15 protein-coding genes and 1 pseudogene are annotated in these 16,817 nt (G+C 59.3%); 5 read left to right on the top strand and 11 right to left on the bottom strand.

Translation table 11 applies throughout. The features are described 5' to 3' along the window. Nucleotides 1-29 precede the first annotated feature (29 nt). From AMM33_RS15165 to AMM33_RS15140, 6 genes are all read right to left on the bottom strand, one after another. Complete coding sequence (locus tag AMM33_RS15165) at nucleotides 30-1,676, bottom strand: ATP-binding protein (protein ID WP_090142148.1); 1,647 nt, start codon at nucleotides 1,674-1,676, stop codon at nucleotides 30-32. Then, entirely contained in the window at nucleotides 1,673-2,782 is a 1,110-nt protein-coding gene (locus AMM33_RS15160) for a DEAD/DEAH box helicase (RefSeq protein WP_090142147.1), read from the bottom strand. The genes AMM33_RS15165 and AMM33_RS15160 overlap by 4 nt, the downstream gene beginning before the upstream one ends. Before the next feature lie 136 nt (nucleotides 2,783-2,918). After that, nucleotides 2,919-4,103, bottom strand: a complete 1,185-nt coding sequence (locus AMM33_RS15155; RefSeq protein WP_090142146.1) for an FAD-dependent monooxygenase — start codon at nucleotides 4,101-4,103, stop codon at nucleotides 2,919-2,921. A gap of 61 nt (nucleotides 4,104-4,164) precedes the next feature. Continuing rightward, on the bottom strand, nucleotides 4,165-4,611 hold the full coding sequence (locus AMM33_RS15150; protein ID WP_194945488.1) for a type II toxin-antitoxin system VapC family toxin: 447 nt from the start codon (nucleotides 4,609-4,611) through the stop codon (nucleotides 4,165-4,167). 6 nt (nucleotides 4,612-4,617) lie between these two features. Continuing rightward, the gene (locus tag AMM33_RS15145; protein ID WP_090142144.1) at nucleotides 4,618-4,881 is read right to left on the bottom strand and encodes a type II toxin-antitoxin system prevent-host-death family antitoxin; all 264 of its coding nucleotides are present in this window, start codon (nucleotides 4,879-4,881) and stop codon (nucleotides 4,618-4,620) included. A 134-nt stretch (nucleotides 4,882-5,015) separates the two neighbouring features. Then, a complete protein-coding gene (locus AMM33_RS15140) occupies nucleotides 5,016-6,482 on the bottom strand; it encodes an aminotransferase-like domain-containing protein (RefSeq protein ID WP_228768169.1) in 1,467 nt (488 codons plus the stop codon). Nucleotides 6,483-6,671: 189 nt separating this feature from the next. Between AMM33_RS15140 and AMM33_RS15135 the strand changes: the two genes are divergently transcribed. Beyond that, nucleotides 6,672-7,031 carry a DUF2917 domain-containing protein gene (locus tag AMM33_RS15135; RefSeq protein ID WP_090142142.1) on the top strand — a complete coding sequence of 120 codons (360 nt, stop codon included), beginning with the start codon at nucleotides 6,672-6,674 and terminating at the stop codon, nucleotides 7,029-7,031. On the opposite strand, the gene AMM33_RS15130 is transcribed toward AMM33_RS15135, so the two are convergent. From AMM33_RS15130 to AMM33_RS15115, 4 genes and pseudogenes are all read right to left on the bottom strand, one after another. After that, nucleotides 7,010-8,005: an aldo/keto reductase gene (locus AMM33_RS15130; protein ID WP_090142141.1), complete on the bottom strand. Its 996-nt coding sequence runs from the start codon at nucleotides 8,003-8,005 to the stop codon at nucleotides 7,010-7,012. The genes AMM33_RS15135 and AMM33_RS15130 overlap by 22 nt on opposite strands. Before the next feature lie 165 nt (nucleotides 8,006-8,170). Continuing rightward, nucleotides 8,171-9,082 (bottom strand): MBL fold metallo-hydrolase, encoded by a 912-nt coding sequence (locus AMM33_RS15125; protein WP_369802451.1) that lies wholly within the window; start codon nucleotides 9,080-9,082, stop codon nucleotides 8,171-8,173. Between the two features lie 243 nt (nucleotides 9,083-9,325). After that, nucleotides 9,326-10,105, bottom strand: coding sequence for a dienelactone hydrolase family protein (locus AMM33_RS15120; protein ID WP_194945487.1), 780 nt, complete (start codon nucleotides 10,103-10,105; stop codon nucleotides 9,326-9,328). Between the two features lie 478 nt (nucleotides 10,106-10,583). After that, nucleotides 10,584-10,919 (bottom strand): annotated as a pseudogene (locus tag AMM33_RS15115) (aconitase family protein); the annotation flags it as partial. Between the two features lie 137 nt (nucleotides 10,920-11,056). Here AMM33_RS15115 and AMM33_RS15110 point away from each other — a divergent pair. The 4 genes from AMM33_RS15110 (at nucleotide 11,057) to AMM33_RS15095 (ending at nucleotide 16,216) form a co-directional block, all read left to right on the top strand. After that, on the top strand, nucleotides 11,057-12,607 hold the full coding sequence (locus AMM33_RS15110; protein WP_090142138.1) for a glycosyltransferase: 1,551 nt from the start codon (nucleotides 11,057-11,059) through the stop codon (nucleotides 12,605-12,607). Between the two features lie 49 nt (nucleotides 12,608-12,656). Next, nucleotides 12,657-13,607: an IS30 family transposase gene (locus AMM33_RS15105; protein WP_090142137.1), complete on the top strand. Its 951-nt coding sequence runs from the start codon at nucleotides 12,657-12,659 to the stop codon at nucleotides 13,605-13,607. A 297-nt stretch (nucleotides 13,608-13,904) separates the two neighbouring features. Beyond that, complete coding sequence (locus tag AMM33_RS15100; RefSeq protein ID WP_090142136.1) at nucleotides 13,905-15,557, top strand: DUF2345 domain-containing protein; 1,653 nt, start codon at nucleotides 13,905-13,907, stop codon at nucleotides 15,555-15,557. A gap of 2 nt (nucleotides 15,558-15,559) precedes the next feature. Next, entirely contained in the window at nucleotides 15,560-16,216 is a 657-nt protein-coding gene (locus tag AMM33_RS15095) for a hypothetical protein (protein WP_194945486.1), read from the top strand. A gap of 6 nt (nucleotides 16,217-16,222) precedes the next feature. On the opposite strand, the gene AMM33_RS15090 is transcribed toward AMM33_RS15095, so the two are convergent. Beyond that, a partial coding sequence (locus AMM33_RS15090) for a transposase (protein WP_194945485.1) occupies nucleotides 16,223-16,817 on the bottom strand: 595 nt, incomplete at its 5' end.

Here is a 16,817-nt window from a genome sequence, read left to right as displayed (position 1 = left end):
AAGATCATCCGAAGCGGGCGACATATGAGTCACTGCGATTCGACATAAGCCGTCAAATTGCCATGCCTGCGCATCACGATCTGCTTTGCATCAGACATTCTTTTCAGCAAATGCTTGGCCTGCCCTTCCGTCAGCCGACACAGCTCCATCACCTCCGCCCGCTTTATCTGCCCATGCTGACGGATGTAGCTCAGCAACATCTGCTCGTGTTGAATCGAGCCAAAACCCACCTGCCGTGTATAGGCCGCCTTGTCGCTCACCACCGAATACACGGCCGCCGTCAAGGTGTAGCTGCGGCCACGGGTATTGCCGTGGGCCTCTACCAAACCGGCCTCGGTCAGCGCCTCCAGCGTGCGCTTGGCGCTGGCCGCGTCGCGCTGAATGTGCTTGGCCAGGGCGTCGGCCGACAGGCGCTTGAACTCGCGCAACGCGGCCAGAGCGATCAGTGAATCAATGGGCAGCTCAGCGTTGCGGTTGCGCTCGGCGTCCACCACCATGCGCCTGAACGCCACATCGGCGGGCACAGTGGGCAAGCTCAGCACCACGTTGTGCAGGTCGGTGCGGCCATAGTCTGGCGCGGGGCGACCAAACTTAAGCATACCCCGGTAAATGGTGTCCACGCCGCGCCCAGAACGCTCCACCACGCCAATGCGCTTCATGGCATCGGCCAGGGCGCGGTTGCGGGGGCGTGGCTCGGTCACCAGCAGGTTGGCCAGCGTCACGCCGTCCACCAAGCCGCCGGGGTTGCTGATCACCAAGGCGTCGTCCTCCAGCCGCACATGCACCGCGCCCATGCGGTGGTAGTCGCGGTGAATCAAGGCATTGGCCACCGCCTCGCGAAACGCGGCCATGTCCACCAAGGGGACCGGCACACGGAACAAGCCCACTTGCAACTCCTGCTCGGGGTTGTAGGGGCGAAAGTTGGTCTCCAGCCAATCCAGCGCCTTGAGCAATGGAAAACGCCGAAACTCGTTGAACCGCACCGCCTGCTGCGCCAGCACCTGAAACGCCAGCTCGTGGGTGGCCACGCGCTGCTGCAGCACCGACTCGCGCCCAATCAGCAACAAGCCCGTCAGCGTGGGCACACGGGTGCCATCGGCCAATCGCTGCGTAAAGCCCAGTGCGCCGTCCATGGCCTCGTCGTCCAGCTCCAGCAACACACGGTCACCGCCGTATTGCTGCACCGCCTGGCGCAGGCGCTCGCGCTCCAGCGGGTCAAAGTCGGCAAGGGTGCTGCCCGCCACCGGCTGGGCTGACACATCCACCAGGCCAAAACTGCTGGCGCGGCTGATGCGCTCGTGCGGCAGCATGGGCACACACTCGGGGGTGCCGTCGTGCTTGATGCGGCGGCGCACATACACGCCCGCCTGGGTGGCCACCTCGCCCTGCGCTTTGGGTACGTTAATTTTTGCCACGGGCACACCACCCACTTTAAGCGCTTCTACCGTCACTTGCAATGCAGGTGACGAGCGCGCTGCCACCATTCCCGCCAAACCCGTCAGCACCATGTGCTCGGCATGCAGGCCCGTGGCCTGCCCATCGTCCTCCACACCCAGCCACAGCTCGCCGCCTTCGGTGTTGGCCAGGCACACCAAGGCCTCCACCAGCTCGGTATCCGACAGGCGTTTGCGGTCGCTTTTGAATTCGACGGTGAGGGATTCAGATTGGGGAATCATTTCAGCATTATTAAAAATTCGAGTTCGGGTAACTCAATGCCCAGGTTCAATTCGACCCAGATGGCCAAAGGGTCGTCTTGGAAAGCGGCGTAGCTGGGCCATGAAAAGCTGGTTTGCAACAAAGCCGACTTGAGGAAAGGCTTGATGGTTTCTACGCTTTTCGCTTGATTGGTGACGCGATCAAGCGTTTCGCCAATGACATCGTACTCAGTGATAGTGGTGCCAAAGAGTTTGGAGGCCACTTCGGCAACGGTCTTGTTACGGTCAAACTGGGTGCCCGTGGATGACATGGTGGCGGATGTGCCAATGCAAACCAGTTTGTTGGCTTGCAAGCGCTCACGTAAGCGTCGCACCAGCATGGCCACGTCAGCACCTTGTCGTCCCCTGTAGGTGTGCAATTCATCCAACACTAAAAACTCAAGCCCTTGGCAGTGGTCAACCACGCCACGGTCTATTTCTTCGTGTCGCGTGAGGATCAGCTCCAGCATCATGAAGTTGGTCAACAAGATGTCGGGTGGGTTATTTTTGATGCGTTCGCGCTCAGTCGCGCTTTCTTGACCGGTATAGCGAGCGACCGTAAAGGGCTGCTGTCCCGGTGCATAGCCATGTAAAAACTTGTCGAGCTCCTCCAGTTGGCTGTTGGCCAATGCGTTCATTGGGTAGATGACGATGGCGCGCGTACGTGGCTTTGGGTCGACCTGTTTGGCTTTGAGGATGCGGTCGATGATGGGGATAAAAAACGAAAGCGACTTGCCCGAACCTGTGCCGGTCGTCACCACATAGCTTTTGTCCTGCCCGGCTTTGGCCAAGGCTTCCATCTGGTGTGCGTACAAAAACAAATCGACAGGCGTGCCCTCGGGCTTTTTGGCCTTGAACAACTCGGCACAGGCGGCATGTAAATCGCCCTTTGCGGCCAACTGCTGAACGGTGGCGCTTCTGCGGTAGTTGGGGTTGATTTGAATCAGCGGCTCGGGCCAATAACGGCCCTCGCTGTATTCTCGCTCGACCTTGTCCAAGATGTCTGGAGCATGAATTTTGGAAAAACTTCTGGAAAAGGTGCTGTATTCACTGACCAGCTTGTCTCGAAAATTGAAGACATTTTCCATAGGGTTTTTGCTAGGTTTTTGGCGGCAAAGAATGTGATAAGTCTAGCCCGGAAAAACGAGGTTTCGGGTCAACCGATCCGCCGATTGTTGCCCCACCCAAACCTTTTAAAAAAATTGACAACTACGACAAAAGTGGTCAGCTGCCCCCGTACAACCACGGCTGGTCCATCAACCGCCCGCCCATGAGCCGCATCGACAGGTTGCGCCCCAGCGCCACCGCGCCTTGGGCATGGAAGATACGGCCGTTGCGGATGGCGCGCGCTTGCACGCGGGCGTTGCGCGCCCAGCGTGCTTGGGCATAGGCCTTTAGCTGCTCCGGCACCGTCGCGTTGCCCACACTCAGGCACTGCGCCAAGGCTTGTGCGTCTTCGATGGCCATGCCCGCGCCCTGCGCCAAATACGGCCGCATGGGGTGCGCCGCATCACCCAGCAAAGCCACGCGGCCTTGCGCCATGTCGCTGGCCCTGCTCACAGGCACTCGGTCATGCAGCGCCCATTGCCGCCAGGCGGGCACCGATGCCAAACGCTCGTGCAAATCGCGGCCCACCGCGCCCATGGCCTGCATCAGCGCCTGGGTGTGCCCGGCCTGGTCCCAGTCTTGAGATTGCTCGGGTTTGGCACCGTGCACGATGGCCACCAGATTGAGCCACTGCCCGCTGCGCACAGGGTAATGCACCACATGCAGTCGCGGTCCCATCCACACGGTGACTTGGTCGCTGCGCAAGTGTGCGGGCAAATCGGCCTGCGCCACGAGCGCCCTGTAAGCCAAGTGCCCGGTAAAGCGCGCCGGGACATCGCCCAGCAGTTGCTGGCGGACCGCGCTCCACACGCCATCGGCTCCAATCAATGCATCGGCTTGGACGCTGGGGCCATTGACCGTGTTGACCTCCAAACCATCAGCGGTCACGCGCCAGCCTTGCACGGTTTGGCCCAGGCGCACATTGACGCTCGCCGCCTGCACCGCGGTGTGCAGCAAGCCCTGCAAATCGGCGCGGTGGATGGTGGCGTAAGGCGCGCCGTAACGTGTCTGCGCCCGCTCGCCCAAAGGCAAGGTGCCCAGCACCTGCCCGGTTTGCGCATCGCGCGCTTGCAACTGCTTGGGGAAAGCCGCCACCTGCGCCAGCGCCGCACCCAGACCCCAGGCCTGCAAGATGCGCGTCACATTCGGCCCGATCTGGATGCCCGCCCCCACCTCGCTGAGCTGCGCTGCGCGCTCGAGCAACTGCACCGGCACGCCGCGCTGCGCAGACGCCAGAGCAGCGGCCAAGCCGCCAATACCGCCGCCTGCAATCACCACCTGTTTGTGCGCCATGTTTGTCATGCTGCGATTGTGCGCGAAGCCCTCATTTCAAATCTCGGCCACTGCGAGGCATGAAGGGGGTTCAAGTGCCCATCAGCACCGGCAAACCCTGCACCGCAGAAAAGTCCCGGTCATGCGTGACCAAGGCCGCCGCGCCAATCTGCAGCGCCGAGGCCAGCTGCACCGCATCAGGCAATTTGAGGCGGTATTGCACCCGCAACTGGGCCGCCAGACTGGCCACCGCCGCGGCCAAGGGCACCACTTGGTAAGCGCCCAGCGCCGTCTCGTAGCGTTTGGCCAACGCCGTTTGGCCCGCCTTGAAAGGGCCGGTCAACACTTCGGCCAAGGTCACGGTGCTCAAGGCCAGCTGAATCTGGCCGCGCTCTGCGGCTTCGAACAGACCCACAAAACGGGGCGCGAATTCGGCATGGTCTTCGAGCAGGTAAATCCAGGGTGCGGTGTCCACGAGCACCGTGGCCCCCTCACTCAGGCCGCCCCACAGCGACGCCGAGGCACGCACACGGGTCACCACCGCTCAGGCCCACTCATCGCGCAGCTGCGCGACCGCTGGGGCCGCACCCTCCGGCCACAGGCCACGGCCCGAACCCCGCAAGGCCAGCACACCGCCTTGCTTCAAAGAGCGGGCTTGTTCCTCACGCCAGTGCGCCACCGGCACCACCACCGCCACCGGTTTACCGTGGCGCGTGATCACACTGCTGGAGCCCGCCAGCGCCTCAGAGGCGATGAGCGGCAGCTGCGCCCGTGCTTGTTCGAGCCCGTATTGCGGGGTGTCTGACATGGCCAAATCCTTGATTTCTGTACAGACTGTACAGAAATAACTGGATTCATGTCAAGTCATGGATGAGGAGATGGCTCTGGAAGAGACTGACACCCGCATGGGATCCATCAGTCGATCTCACATGGACGGCAGCTTTATGGCGCTGGACGCCCCTCAAGCAGGGCATTTGCCATCTGCCCCAAGCGACTGAGCGCCTTTTTCTCAGCATCGCCCCAAGCCCCTGAAAAACTCAGACGCAAACAATGGGCATAGCGGTCCGTGGCCGAAAACAAAGGCCCAGGCCCAAAAGTGATGCCCTCAGCGGCCGCCATTTCGAACAAGCGCATGCTGTCCAACGCTGCGGGCAACTCCACCCACAAGGTGTAGCCCGCCGGAGGGTCGCTCACTCGCGTACCCTTGGGAAAATGCGCGCTCACCAAACGCCGGGCCTCTTGCAAGCGTGCTTTCATGGTGGCACTCAAACGTCTCATCTGGGATTCATAAGCACTTTGGGTCAGCAAGTCAGCCAGGGCATGTTCCATCACTTCGTTGGTGGCGGCACCCTGCACGCGTTTGAGGGTGACCACCTGCTCTTTCCAGCGGCCGGCTTCTACCCAGCCCAAACGGACTCCAGGCGAAATGGTTTTGGAAAACGAGCCGCAAACCATGACCGAACCATCCTGATCAAAGGCCTTGACGGCCCGACGCCGTTCGTCAGACGCCAGCAAATCGTTGAAGACCACGTCTTCAATGAGCGGCACACGGTACTGGGCCAACAAACGCACCAAGGCCTTTTTTTCAGCCAAAGGCATGATCGCCCCCAAAGGGTTGGACAAGGTGGGCACCGCCAGCACAGCCTTGATCGGTTGGGTGTCCAGCGCCAGCTGCAAGGCGGGCAAAGACAAGCCCGTGCGCGGGTGCGAAGGAATTTCGACCACGCGTAAATTGAGCGACTCCAACAGATCCAAAAAACCAAAAAACGTGGGCGACTCCAAGGCCACCACATCGCCCGGCCGGGTCACCGCCATCAGGCACAGGCTGATGGCCTGCATGCAGCTGGAGGTGATCACCACGTCTTCGCCCCTGAGCGAGCACCCCAGATGCAAGGCTCGCTGGGCCACGGCGTTTTGCAGGGCCTGTGTGCCTGCCTCGTTGGAATACTCGACCAAGGTGCGCCGATGCACCCGGTCAGCACGCGCCACCGCCACGCGCACACGGTCTTCGTCAAACAATTGGGAGTCACGCGGGCAATAGCCGCCCAAGTTCACCTGGATGGCCTGATGGCCCTCACGGCGAATCACATCGGTACGGCTGCGCTGCTCCACGGGCACGCTGTGCGTGGGTGGCCGCCCAACTAACGGCAGTGCAATGCGTTGTCGATGCTTGAGTACAAAGTAACCCGCCTTGGGCTTGGCGTGCGCCAGCCCCCTGTCTTCGAGCCAGCGAAACGCCTGCATGGCCGTTGAAATGGACACGCCTTCCTGGGCGGCGGTGTCGCGCACCGAAGGCAGGCGCTGCCCGGGCTGAAAAGCCCCCGAGTCGATCAGCTCAGCCATGCGCGTGGCCATCTGCACGTAGCGTGGTTGAGACAAGGCGGGAGTAGAAAAAAGCATTGCATTCATGGCGTGTCCATTGTGCAGCAGCGCTTGTGCACTTCCGGGCCAAAAGGCAGTACAGATCCCCCCCCATTTGCACCCAACAGATGCGCTTCATGAGGGCTTGTCATGTACGTCATGGGGGGCCGTTGTGTCTACCGCCATCGGCGCTTGTGAACAACAGTCAAGGCTTCCAACTCTTGACGAAAGAACTTCATGCACACCACACCTTGCCAAACATTGCCTGCACAAGGCATCCTGACAGTGCACAAGCCCTTGACCGTGCAGTTGCGCGTGATCTCAGGCTGCGTGTGGCTGACAGAAAGCCATGACCCCATTGACCACTTTTGGCAAGCCGGAGACAGCTTCTGTTTGCACAGTGATCGCGCCGTGATTGAGGCACAGCAAGACAGCCTGATTGCTTTGACGCCCGCTGCGCAAGCGCCACGATCAACGACAAATGGGCACAACACCCAAGTGCCGGAGCAAACACAGGTGACTGGCATGGCTGCACCCTGGTGGAAGCGTGTCCCAGAGCCACTCGCCGGGCTGTTTCAGCGCCCATTCAAAGGATAAGACGGGTCGTTGTACCCCGGCGTGGACGGGTGCCCCGGGGCCACCAGGCTGTTGACCAGGGCTTCGTCTTCGGCCGTGATGCTCACCTCCAAAGCGCCTGCGTAGTCTTGCCACTGCGCCAGCGTGCGGGGGCCAGCAATGACCGCGCTCACATGGCGATTGGCCAGCACCCAGGCGGTGGCAAAGTGCGCCAGCGACACGCCTTTGGACTCGCAATGCTGGCGCAGCGTTTGCGCAATGTGCAGCGACTCTTCGCGAAGCTCGGTCTCCAGAATGCGCTTGTCGCCCCGGGCGGCGCGGCTGCCCTCTGCGGGCGTTTGGCCGGGCGCATATTTGCCCGTAAGCACGCCGCGTGCAATCGGGCTGTAGGGCACCACGCCCAAGCCGTAGTGCCCGCAGGCCTCCAGAATTTCCACCTCGGGCAAGCGGTTGAGGAGGTTGTAATAAGGCTGGCACACCACGGGGCCGGGCATGTTCATCTGGCGGGCCATGTTGACCATCTCGGCGATGCGCCAGCCCCGGAAATTGGACATGCCCCAGTACCGGATCTTGCCGTCGCGCAGCAAGGCTTCGATGCCCCGCAGGGGCTCTTCGAGGTTCATGCCGTTGTAGTCGCGGTGCAGGTAGTAAATGTCCAGGTGGTCGGTGTCCAGACGGCGCAAGCTTTCTTCGCAGGCGCGCAGCATCCAGCTGCGCGAATAGCCCTGGCAGTTGGGCTGGGACGCCATGGCATTGCCGACCTTGCTGGCCAACACCCAGCGATGCCGCTGCCCCTTGAGCACCTGACCGACGATTTCTTCGGATTTTCCGAGCGTGTACACGTCGGCAGTGTCAATGAAATTGCAGCCTTTTTCTTGCGCATCGGCCACGATGGCGCGCGCATCTTCCAACGGTGTTTGGTCCCCAAACATCATGGTGCCCAGGCACAGGCGAGACACTTTCAGGGGGCTTTTGCCCAAGGTGGTGGTTTTCATGGTGAGGTCTCCGAAAAACTGGGAATGCGAAGCCCCCTTGGGGTCCTGTCGCTGAGCACAGCGCACATCGTAGCCAAGCACCCGGGGTGCCACTGTCCAAAACGGACACAAAAAAAACCGGGCTGTCAGACCCGGGCTTTGGTTGCGTGCGGCTGATGTGGTGAATCAGGCCACGGGCACAAACTGGTAACCGTTGCCCGAGGGCGTGATGGTCCCAAAGGCCGGGAAGGGGAAGTGGAAACCACCGGCCATCATTTTTTCCTTGACCAGCAGGTCAAAGATCTTGCGGCGGCTTTGGCGGGCCATTTCGGGGTTCATGTCAAAGAGCACCGCCCAGTCGGGGTTGCGGGCGAACAGGGACGGCACGTTGGTGATGTCGGCCACGTAGGCAAAGGACTGCCCCTCGGAGCGCACCGTGAACAAGGTGTGGCCCGGGGTATGACCAAAGGCGGCGACCGACTGGATGCCAGGGGCCACGTTGCTGCCAGGTTCGAACTTGACCAGTTGGTCTGCCGTCAAACCCGTCAAGGCACGTTTGACAGCCCCAAAAGCGCCTTGCATGCCTGCTGGCGCTGCCGCGATGCGGGCTTCGTCTGTCCAAAAGGCGTGCTCGGGGGCCGGCACATGCACGCGGGCGTTGGGGTAGACCAGGCTGCCGTTTTTGAAGCGCAAGCCGTTGATGTGGTCGCCATGAAAATGGCTCAGCACCACATTGTTGATGTCTTCGGGCTTGAAGCCCGCTGCGGCCAAGTTGCCCAGCAGCTTGCCCGTGGTGGGCGGGCCGTTGTCGGCAAAACCGGTGTCAAACAAATAGCGCTGGTTACCGTTGATCAACAAAAACGGGGTGTAGGGCACGTCGATGTAATCGGTGGGCAGGTTTTGTGATGCCAGCAAGGCCTTGACCTGGTCCAGCGGCACGGCAGGCACAAACTCCTGGCCCAGCGGACGCCGCACAGCACCGTCGTTCAAGGCAATCACCTCCATCGTGCCAAGCTTCATGCGCTTGAAACCCACCGAGGGCAATTCGGGCGCGCCGAACTGGGGGGTGTTTTGCGACCAAACGGAGGAAAAGGTCAAGGCGCTTGCACCGGCAAGGCCTGTGCCTAAGAAATGGCGACGATTGAGCATAGGTTCTCCAAAAAAATGACCTTCACCTTACGCTCTGTGCGAGCATTCTTCAGAGCGACGACCATTGACCATGGTTGCTGCTGGGACATGTCCGATGAATCAACGAAAAGCTCCTGCGTCTGCCCTGCCCTTCGAAAGCACTGTCGAGACGACCCCAAACCACGGCATTTTCGGCAGCCATCAGCGTCTGATTTACGGGTAGCTTGCTTTGATGGCCTTTGTCAGGTCAGCGACAAAACGGTTGGCTGCGTTGGAACTCGCACCAATCCAGCCAAAGCGTTGGGAAGCCGTGGGTCCGGAACCGTAAGTGCGCATCCCTCGATCGATCGGTCCCGCCAACAACCCGTGCGCTGCTTCATCGTAAAACCAAAATTCCACCGGCTGCCCCTCGGCCTTGAGTTGTTCTCCCCATTGGTAAGGCGAAAGTCCCTGCGCCGTTGGATTGACCTGAAGGCTGCAGCGCTGGGCCGTGCCTGGCGCCGCGCCCTCGGCGGGCAGGTTCACCACACAGGGGTCGGTGCGCAGGTGCATCCAGTCGTCTGCCGTTCTGCCGCCATAGTTGTCGATCTTGCCGAACACCATTTTCAGGGGCACACGGATCTGATCAGGCATGCCGATGCCTGCCGAAGGCGCCCCCTCAGAAAACACCATGCGGACATGCGCGGGATCCACCACAGCAGCCATGTTCAACGCCACACTGCCACCGTTGGACAAACCGTGAATGTAAAGGCGTGTGGTGTCAATGCGGGCGTTTTGTCGAATCCAGTCATAAGCACCCAAGGTGGCTTTGAAGATCATGCGCTGGCGCGATTCATTGGTGGTGCCGGTCAAAAACAACGAGGTGCCACGGTACTGAAAACCGTTCATCTCATAGGCATCAAATAACAAGGTGGCCACGCCTCGCGCATTCATCCGGCGAACCATTTCCAGCTCGGCTGAGCCAGGTCCATTACCCCCGTGGGCAATGATCATCAAAGGTGGCTTGTCGGCCAGCTTGTCCGCAAAAAGACCTGGCATCGACAATTGAACAGAACGGTGGCAGGGATCGAATTCGGCCAATGGCCCTCGGACCCGATGAAAGCCGGGTCGACTTTCAAGCAACTGGGCCACGCCCGCAGGCGCTGGCCGACAATCGGATTGAGCTTGCGCCGCGGTCATCAAGACCATGGCGGTGAGTAAAGTGCAAACCCTGAGGCCGCGAAAAGCAAAAGCCATTGAAAAGTCTCCAAGAGGTGCTTATGCCCCCTCAAGGGTGAGGCAATCGGTCAGAGAATACAGCGAGCCTAAGTGGGCCAAACAGATGTCAGTGATTGTCGAAACCCTGCAAGGGTTCAGCAAGAGGGTAGAGAAATCAAGTGGATAAGGGACTGATGCAGCGATCACATCCTCTGTGATCACCAACACAAACGGCCCCAAAGGGCCGTTTGTGCTTTCAGGGAGGGACGATCGCTTAAGCGGTCACACCCTTGGCGTTCTCCACGTACTCTTCAATCTGGTTGAAGTTCAGGTACTTGTAGATCGCCGCGCCGTCCTTGTTCACGATGCCCATGGCTTCGTGGTACTCGGCGACTGTCGGGATATGGCCCAGCTTGGACGCGATCGCCGCCAATTCGGCCGAGGCCAAGAACACGTTGGTGTTCTTGCCCAAGCGGTTGGGGAAGTTGCGCGTAGAGGTGGACACCACGGTCGCGCCTTCGCGCACCTGGGCTTGGTTGCCCATGCACAGCGAGCAGCCAGGCATCTCGGTGCGAGCACCGGCAGCGCCGAAGTTGGCGGAATGGCCTTCCTACACGACGTTGGACTTCAGGTATTCCTCGATCGGTTCCCCCGAGTTCGACACTTCCGCCCCATTTTTCATCCATTTCAGGGGGCCTACAGGAAACCAATGGATTACTATTTGAACTCTTGCGGATAAATCATTTCATGAAAAAAACCCATTCCCTCATCGCATTTGCCACCGCCTGGGGCTCAAAATTCGGTGGTATTAACGCCTTGAATACAGACCTGCTTCAGGCAGTAGCGGCAGCGCATTGGCAATGGCTGCGCGTGGTCTGCGTGGTGCCCGATTGCGACGAGTCGGATATAGCAAGCGCTAAAAACCAATTCCAGGTGGAGCTGGTCAACCTTGTGCTCCCGTCTGGCCAACTGGGTGCAGAGCATACAGCGCTGGTTAGGGAAAAGCTCTTTGCAAAGCTGCCCGACATAGACCCACTGCAAACGGTGTGGCTGGGGCATGACCGCATCACGGGTGCTATTGCCAATGCCATGGTGCCCAATTACGGTGGTCGCTCAGCACTAATACACCACATGAGCTACGACCACTATGAAGCGTTTGCCGAAAACAGCGCCACTGCCGAAGGCAAGACGCAGGCGCAAACAGCACTGTTCCAATCCGCCAATGTGAGACTGGCCGTGGGGCCTTTGCTGCGCAGAGCATTGGCGAATTTGTTGGATGCAGCCATAGCGGATGTGCCTATGCTCATTCCCGGCTTGGCAGAGATTAAGCCCCAGCAGCACCGCCACCAATTTACCGCCTTTATCAGCGGGCGGCTGGACGCTGGAGCACAAAAAATCAAGCAAGCCCACCTGGGCGTTGCCGGGTTTGCGCATGCTGTTCACCGCTGCGACAACGACCCCGGGCTGCCTGCGCTTTTACAAGGTGCATCCGAACCCAAAATAACCCTGCGTGGCATAGCCTTAGAGGACCAACCCGGCCCGAACTACGCCAATGCCGAGCAAGAACTCCAAGCCTTTGCGCACACCCAAGCAGGTCGCGTGATCAACATAAAAGCCCTGCCCTTCACGCAAGACCGCCCAGCCTTGTTTGCGGAATTGCGCCAATCCAGCGTGTGCATGGTGCCTTCTTGGCACGAGGGTTTCGGCCTGGTGGCCTGGGAGGCCATCGCCGCGGGTGTGCCCTTGGTCCTGAGTCAGAAAAGCGGGGTTTACCACCTACTCAAAGGCAAGGACTTGTTGCACTTGGTTCACGCTCTGGATGTCCAAGGCGAGCTCCAGCATCCATTTTTTTCCGAGAGAGACAAAAAATCACTGGCTGATGCGCTGATTCAAATCGCAAGAGACCCCGCCGAATACCAGCGCAAAGCCCACCAGCTTAGAGAAACGCTGTTGCGTGACTACACCTGGCCAGCCTGCGCCGACAGTTTGATTCAAGCACTGGGCTGGCAGCGCCCAGACCTATCGCCTAGCACCGCCGCCACAACCAGCCCAGAACACACCAGCAGCCCCACCGACATCACCATCACCACCAACACGGCTGCGGCACACCACGCCCCTATCGAAGCATGGTTGGAACAACCCACGCCCCAATGGCAGCCGCAGCACGGGCATCACCCCAGCCAATTGCTGCGAGCCGAGGAGGCACTGATCCCCTTTGCGCCCGAGGGCGAACCGTTTTTGCAAAGGCGGATTCAAGTACGAGGTGCAACAAAGATGAACCCGGTGATGGGTGGCTGAGGATGTCAAGGCATCATGGCCACTCAAACCGCCAAGTCCAAGTTGCCAGATGTACAAGCACCTCAGCCGAGAAGAACGATATCAAATTCACAGCCTCTTGAAAGCCAAACAGACCATCACCGAGATCGCCCGATCATTGGGCAGGAGCCGCAGCACCATCAGCCGCGAACTCAGCCGTGGTCGTGGCCAGCGTGGCTATCGCGCCGAACAAGCCTGCGCCAAGGCGACTGAGCGGGCACAGCAAAGCCGTAATGCCCGCCGTGTAGATTCCAAAGTCTGGTCCGATGTGGATTTCTACCTGGGCATTCAATGGAGCCCCGAGCAGATTGCAGGCAAGGTGGCTGTCAGCCATGAGAGCGTCTATTTGCATGTGTATGCCAACAAAGCCGCTGGCGGTGATTTACACAAAAACCTGCGCAGCCAAAAGCCCCGGCGCAAACGCCACCTGTGCGGGCGTGACAGACGTGGCCAGATCCCCAATCGCCGCCCTATCAGCGAGAGGCCAAGCCACATTGAAGATCGCAAGCAAGTTGGCCACTGGGAGGGAGATACCGTCATTGGCGCGGCTCACAAACAAGCCATCGTGACACTGGTAGAACGCAAGAGTGGCTTTGCTGTGCTGGCCAAAGTGCCCAACAAGTCTGCTGATTTGGTGGGTCGGGCCATTGAAGCCAAACTCAAGCCCCTGATCTCACGGGTGAAGACTTTGACGGTGGACAACGGCAAGGAGTTTGCGGATCACCAGGCCATCGATCAGACCCTTGGCATCCAGACCTACTTTGCCGATCCGTATTGCAGTTGGCAGCGCGGCAGCAACGAGAACTTCAATGGTTTGCTGCGCCAATACATTCCCAAGAAGCGGCGCATGGAAACTGTCACCGATGAGGAGTTGACTATGATTGAAAACAGATTGAATCACCGCCCCAGAAAGCGGCTGGGATTCAAGACACCCCACGAGGTGTTTCACGCCTCGTTAAACCGTGTTGCACCTCGTACTTGAATCCGCCATATGAAAGAAATCTGGCTGATCGAATAATTGCCACTACAAATATCTATGACATTCGCGCTGTTAATTCGCACGGCTGGGTCGAAACATTTGAAGATCTGACGGGTGACGAGAGGTTTCGCAAGCGAAGTTTGGTTTTTGTTTATTCGAGTCATCCAAGGTTCTTTGTGGACGTGGTGATGTCGCCTATCTGAACGATGGTAAACGCGGCGACTTGACACCTATCGCGCTCAAGATCATTCAAAGCATTGAGTTTTTACCTGATGTAAAACCTAGCACGCGGGATGTGAAGTGAATGGAGATTTCATTTTTGTTGGATGTCGAAAAGCTAAAAAGATCAAAGCCCTGTCCGACGCCCAACGCCTGTCCGGCCAATGGCGCATCGAGGTGCGCTTTGAAGTGCAGCCCACCACCGAACTACTGCACCCCGAAGGCATTCAGCCCAAACCCCACACCCACGGCCCTGAGACCGCCCTGGTCTGCGGGCCAGACGCTGACACCGCACAAAGCGACATCTACACCGATCCTTTAGGGCGCATCAAAGTGCAGTTCCCCTGGGACCGCTATGGCGCCAAGAACCACAACAGCAGCTGCTGGGTGCGGGTGTCTGCCGCGTGGGCGGGTAACCAACTGGGTGCCATGCACGTGCCGCGCATCGGGCAAGAAGTGATCGTGGACTTTCTGGGTGGAGACCCAGACCAGCCCATCTGCACCGGCCGGGTCTACAACCAGATGAACACGCCGCCCTGGGCCTTGCCTGCACAGCAAGCCTTAAGCGGCTTCAGAAGCCGAGAGCTCAAACCCGGCGGAGGCAACAGCGCAGCGGGCCGAAGCAACCACTTGGTGCTGGACGACACCGACCAAAAGATCCAGGCGCAAATCAAGAGCGACCACCAGCACAGCCAGCTGAGCCTGGGGCACATCACGCGCATCGAAGACAACGCGGGAAGAAAAGACCACCGTGGCGAAGGTTTTGAGCTGCGCACCGACGGACACGGCGCAGTCAGAGCCAAAGACGGCCTGCTCATCAGCACCGAGGGCCGACCCAACGCCAATGGCCACATCACCCACCTGAGCGAGACCGCAGCCCGACTACAAAACGCCCACAGCCAGCACGACAGTTTGGGCGACTTGGCGCTGCAACACCAGGCGCAGGAAGCCAGCGACCAAGGCGACGTAGCCAAAGCCATTGAAGCGCAAAACAAGGCCATTGCTGGGGACGGAAAAACAGAAGGCAAATTCCCTGAACTGAGCGAACCGCACCTGGTCCTGGCCAGCCCTGCGGGCATCGAGAGCACCACACCGCAAAGCACACACCAGCACAGCGGCCAGCACCACGCCATCACCAGTGGCGGGCACACCAGTGTGAGCGCGGGCAAGAGCTTGCTGGTCAGTGCAGAACAAGCCCTGCGCCTTTTCTCTTACAAAGCCGGCATCAAGATCGTCAGCGCCATGGCCAACGTGGACATGCAAGCGCTGGACAAATCCATCCGCTTCCTGGCCAAAGTGAAGATCACACAAACGGCCAACCGGATCACCTTCACCGCCAAAGAAGAGATCGTGATCAATGGCGGGGGTAGCTTCACCACCTTCAAAGCCTCGGGCATCGAGGACGGCACCAGCGGGGGGTGGACGAATCATGCAGCCAATCATGCGACGCCCAAGGGCAAGAGTTTGCCGGTGGTGATGCCGGCTATGCCGCGCGTCAGTCAAAACCGTTTCCATCAACAGTTCCGGGCAGTTGACCCCGGGACAGGGCAAGCCGTTGCTGGACTCTCGTATCAGGTGGTTCTGGAAGATGGAAAAAAATTTGCAGGAAAAACGGATTCTGATGGAAAAACAGCGGTGATTGCCACCAACGAACCGAACGCCATCCAGCTGTTCTGGGGCGGACCTCAAACCGACCCTGAAGCGAACGAAGACATCAAGGATCAAGGCTGTTAACTATGGCAACCCATACTTCTACCCACGCGGCCGTTTCGAGCCAAACATTGCCCAACAACCTGGGCAAGGTCACTAATGTACCGGTCCCTTTGCTGTACACGGTAACCTACAAGTTCAGCATCACGACATCCAGAGATGTGGCTATGCCCTATGCTGTTGAAATCAACGGCGTGGTGCACAGCAGCTACAAAAGCAAGCCTGGCCGGGTGGTCTGCAATGGTGTTGCAGAGATCAAGGCCAAAGCCCCGGCAGGAGCCAAAGTGGCGCTGTACCTCAACAGCGACGCCCACCCCGATTACCGAAAAACCCCGGTGTATGCGGTCACCGTTGGCAGCAAAAACATCGAGGTTCGCGTTCAAGAAAAAACAGGTCCGTACCCTGACGACACCGACACACCGGTGCTGCAGTCGCTCCTAGGTGGACCGAGTACGCTGGATGTGTACAAGGCGGTGTTGACAGGCAATATCTGGATGCGCATCTCTCACGCCTACATGGCGTCAGAAGTTGCCGCGCTGTTACCGGCGGGCACAAGGCCAGAAGTTGCAGCTGCTGTGCGCAGCATCTATACCCCGCTGACGAATTCTGCATTGCAAATCCATGTCCCCGCTTCAGGCACGAACGTGGCTGCGAGCTTGCGTGTTCAATTCATGGGGCTCTGATGAATTTCAAGTGGGTTGCCCAGCATGAGGATTGATAGCGTGGAAGTCGAGTCTCCCGGCGATCAAGAAGATGACAGTCTTGATCGTTGTGATTCGCGTAAACCCACGCGCACGACGCTTGGATGCCTGGAACAAACCGTTGATGGCTTCGAGGAATCCGTTGGTCTGGCGTGTCTGCGCCCAGGCCACGATGCCTTCCATATGAGCGCGGATCATCTTGGCAACGTCCTTCATCGGTTCGACCTTGGAGCGCATCACGCATGTGCACCAGTGATCCAGCATGGTTCGCACAACGTTGATCTGCTTTCGATCAAGGATCTCACGCAACTGCTCTTTGTAGGACCACGCCCTGGCCGTGCGTTTGACGGTCATCTTKGCCATCAACGCATCCAGTTCAGCTGCCGCCTCCGGTTTGAGCTTGGCTGTGTCTTTGAGCAAAGTCCAGCGCATGCCCTTGAGAGACTTGTCGGTCTTCTGCTCGATCCGGCGCATCTTGTCCACTGCAGTGCTTGCGTGACCGATGATGTGAAACTTGTCAAACGTGATCCGGGCGTTGGGCAAATGCTGGGTAACCCCCGAGATGAAGGCGGGCGACATGTCG

It is taken from the genome of Limnohabitans sp. DM1 (genome assembly GCF_001269385.1).
Lineage (GTDB): Bacteria > Pseudomonadota > Gammaproteobacteria > Burkholderiales > Burkholderiaceae_C > Limnohabitans_A.
Note: the sequence above shows the minus strand (reverse complement) of the source record. Positions and strands in the feature narration are given on the sequence as shown.

What these genes read in the sequence shown, in the direction of transcription:
- AMM33_RS15165 (WP_090142148.1), bottom strand. Translation starts at nt 1,676, where the DNA reads ATGATTCCCCAATCTGAATCCCTCACCGTCGAATTCAAAAGCGACCGC.
- AMM33_RS15160 (WP_090142147.1), bottom strand. Translation starts at nt 2,782, where the DNA reads ATGGAAAATGTCTTCAATTTTCGAGACAAGCTGGTCAGTGAATACAGC.
- AMM33_RS15155 (WP_090142146.1), bottom strand. Translation starts at nt 4,103, where the DNA reads ATGACAAACATGGCGCACAAACAGGTGGTGATTGCAGGCGGCGGTATT.
- AMM33_RS15145 (WP_090142144.1), bottom strand. Translation starts at nt 4,881, where the DNA reads ATGTCAGACACCCCGCAATACGGGCTCGAACAAGCACGGGCGCAGCTG.
- AMM33_RS15140 (WP_228768169.1), bottom strand. Translation starts at nt 6,482, where the DNA reads ATGAATGCAATGCTTTTTTCTACTCCCGCCTTGTCTCAACCACGCTAC.
- AMM33_RS15135 (WP_090142142.1), top strand. Translation starts at nt 6,672, where the DNA reads ATGCACACCACACCTTGCCAAACATTGCCTGCACAAGGCATCCTGACA.
- AMM33_RS15130 (WP_090142141.1), bottom strand. Translation starts at nt 8,005, where the DNA reads ATGAAAACCACCACCTTGGGCAAAAGCCCCCTGAAAGTGTCTCGCCTG.
- AMM33_RS15120 (WP_194945487.1), bottom strand. Translation starts at nt 10,105, where the DNA reads ATGATCATTGCCCACGGGGGTAATGGACCTGGCTCAGCCGAGCTGGAA.
- AMM33_RS15110 (WP_090142138.1), top strand. Translation starts at nt 11,057, where the DNA reads ATGAAAAAAACCCATTCCCTCATCGCATTTGCCACCGCCTGGGGCTCA.
- AMM33_RS15105 (WP_090142137.1), top strand. Translation starts at nt 12,657, where the DNA reads ATGTACAAGCACCTCAGCCGAGAAGAACGATATCAAATTCACAGCCTC.
- AMM33_RS15095 (WP_194945486.1), top strand. Translation starts at nt 15,560, where the DNA reads ATGGCAACCCATACTTCTACCCACGCGGCCGTTTCGAGCCAAACATTG.